This window comes from Streptomyces sp. WELS2, assembly GCF_013870595.1.
In the GTDB taxonomy this organism is placed as follows: domain Bacteria; phylum Actinomycetota; class Actinomycetes; order Streptomycetales; family Streptomycetaceae; genus Streptomyces.
Window position 1 is genome coordinate 1 of sequence record NZ_JACBWZ010000942.1, and the last position, 2,219, is coordinate 2,219.

Here is a 2,219-nt window from a genome sequence, read left to right on the forward strand (position 1 = left end):
CGTCTGGGCGGCCTGGCAGCGCGACGGGTTCCCGGACCTCACGATGTCGCTGCGACCGAACCGGTCGTTTCGGCCGGCGCTTCCGCCACCGCACGGCCCGCCCCCTCCGGACACGGCTCCCCCCTGCTCGCGCGGGAGGAGGTCGAGGAGTGGGAGCGGCGGATGCGGGAGGTGGTCCAGGGCTTCGTGGACCAGCCGAAGGGTGCCGTGGAGCGCGCCGACCGGACCGTGGAGGAGATCGCCGCCCGGTTCGCCGAGGCGGTGACGCGACGCCGCCGTACCCTGCGGATGTCCTGGGAGGAGGGCACCGAGGAACGCGGGCCCGGCGCCGACACCGACACCGAGCAGCTGCGGCTCGCCCTGCGGGACTACCGGGAACTCGCGGAACGGCTACTGCACGGCTGAGTCCGCCGTGCCCGTGCCACCGGCGGCGGCCCCGCGCCGCCGCCATTCCCGTACGACCTCCTCGACGTCGTACGGCTTCTTCCCGAGCGGAGGGCCGGGCGGCGGCTTGAACATCATGTCGCGGATCTTGACGTTGACGTCCTCGATGATCTTGCGGGCGATCCGCTCCGAGGGCGCCGCGTACGCCGCCGCGAGCGCGTCCTCCGCCTCCTTGCGCAGTGCCAGCGCGGGCGGCAGGTAGGCCAGGCCCTCGCGGGCCATCTTCCGCTTGACCCACCACAGTTCGTCGTACGTGGAGTCGACCTCGGCCGGCAGTGGCGCCCCCGCCCCCGGCAGCCCCTCGAACTCCCCGCGCCCCTGCGCGTCACGGATCTGTTTGTCCACCCAGGAGTCGAACGGAACGCCCGGTGGCTTTCGCTCGGTCATGGGTCCATTGTGCCGGACGCCACCGCACCGGGGGCCTTATCATGCGGCGACGGTACGGCAGCCCGCCCGCCGCAACCCGCCGCCGCGCAAGGACGTTTCAGGGGGAGCGCTCGTGCTCGAACTCACCATGGTCGCCGTCTCGGGGGCGGACGCGGACGCGGGTGCCACGGCCGGCATGACGCTGGCCGAACTGCCCAGCGAGCCCGGTTGTGCGGTGCGGGTCGGCCGGGACGCGGCGGTGTGCCGGCTGGTCACCCCCGAGGACTGGCTGTTCGTCTCCCGTGTGCACCTGGAGTTCCGCTGCGGCCCGGACGGCACCTGGCAGCTGACCTGGCTGCGCGGCTCCCGGCCGGACCCGGCCTCCGAGGTCCGGCTCACCCACGGCCCGCACGGCAGGGCCGTCGGCTACGGCGAGACCGTGGCGCTGCCGCGCGGCGGGGCGGGCGAGATCGTCGTCCAGGAGCGGTCCGGTCCGCGCAGCGTCAATGTCGGGTTCTTCCACGAGGTGTGAACCGTCGGGGAACCCTCAGTCCTGCACCCGCGCCAGCGCGAAGCCGTCGTAGCCCTTGAGGCCGACCGTCTGGATGGCCGTGCCGGACAGCCGGGGGTGGGTGGCGATCAGCTCGAGCGCGGCGCGGGTGCCCACGACGTCCGGCTCGGTGCTGCGCGCGTCGGCGATCCGGCCCTGGCGCACCACGTTGTCCAGGATGATCAGGCTGCCCGCCCGGGTGAGCTTGAGCGCCCACTCCACGTAGTGCCGGTTGTTCGCCTTGTCCGCGTCGATGAAGACCAGGTCGAAGGGGGCCGGGTTCTCGTCGGCGAGCTTGGGCAGCGTCTCCAGGGCCGGGCCGACCCGCACCTCCACGATCCGTTCCAGCCCGGCCCGGGAGATGTTGCGGACGGCCACGTCGGCGTGCTTGGCGTTGTACTCCAGCGTGATCAGCCTGCCGTCCTCGGGCAGGGCGCGGCCGAGCCAGATCGTGCTGTACCCGCCGAGCGTGCCGATCTCCAGTACGTGCCGGGCGCCCTGCGTCAGGGCGAGCAGATGGAGGAGTTTGCCTTGTGCGGCCGTGACCGCGATCGGGGGCAGCCCGGCGGTCTCGCTGTCCCGCAGGGCCGCCCGCAGCGCCTCGTCGTCCGGTGAGAGATGGCTGGTGAAGTAGTCGTCGACATCGACCCACAGCTGCGACCCGCTCATAGCGCCTGCTGCCTTTCCCGAGTGTCTTCCGGAGGCTGTGCCACCCCGCACGTCCGATGATCCCAGCAGACGGCCCCGAACGGGGGAGTCGACGCCCGCCCACGCCCGACGGCCGTGGACCGCCGACGGCCGTGGACCGCCGACGGCCGGACGGCTGACCGCGCGGCTGACCGTACCGCCCTGCCCGAGG

The 2,219-nt window shown here is 73.1% G+C and carries 3 protein-coding genes and 1 pseudogene; 2 read left to right on the top strand and 2 right to left on the bottom strand.

From position 1 onward, the window contains the following. Positions 1 to 405 (top strand): annotated as a pseudogene (locus tag H5J33_RS32015) (hypothetical protein); the annotation flags it as partial. Here H5J33_RS32015 and H5J33_RS32020 read toward each other — a convergent pair. After that, complete coding sequence (locus H5J33_RS32020; RefSeq protein WP_181798238.1) at positions 391 to 831, bottom strand: DUF1992 domain-containing protein; 441 nt, start codon at positions 829 to 831, stop codon at positions 391 to 393. The pseudogene H5J33_RS32015 and the gene H5J33_RS32020 sit on opposite strands and share 15 nt — an antisense overlap. A 112-nt stretch (positions 832 to 943) precedes the next feature. On the opposite strand from H5J33_RS32020, the gene H5J33_RS32025 reads away from it, so the two are divergent. Further along, positions 944 to 1,342 (top strand): FHA domain-containing protein, encoded by a 399-nt coding sequence (locus H5J33_RS32025; protein ID WP_181798239.1) that lies wholly within the window; start codon positions 944 to 946, stop codon positions 1,340 to 1,342. A 15-nt stretch (positions 1,343 to 1,357) separates the two neighbouring features. Here H5J33_RS32025 and H5J33_RS32030 read toward each other — a convergent pair whose 3' ends face one another. Further along, positions 1,358 to 2,029: an O-methyltransferase gene (locus H5J33_RS32030; RefSeq protein WP_181798240.1), complete on the bottom strand. Its 672-nt coding sequence runs from the start codon at positions 2,027 to 2,029 to the stop codon at positions 1,358 to 1,360. Between the last annotated feature and the right edge of the window lie 190 nt (positions 2,030 to 2,219).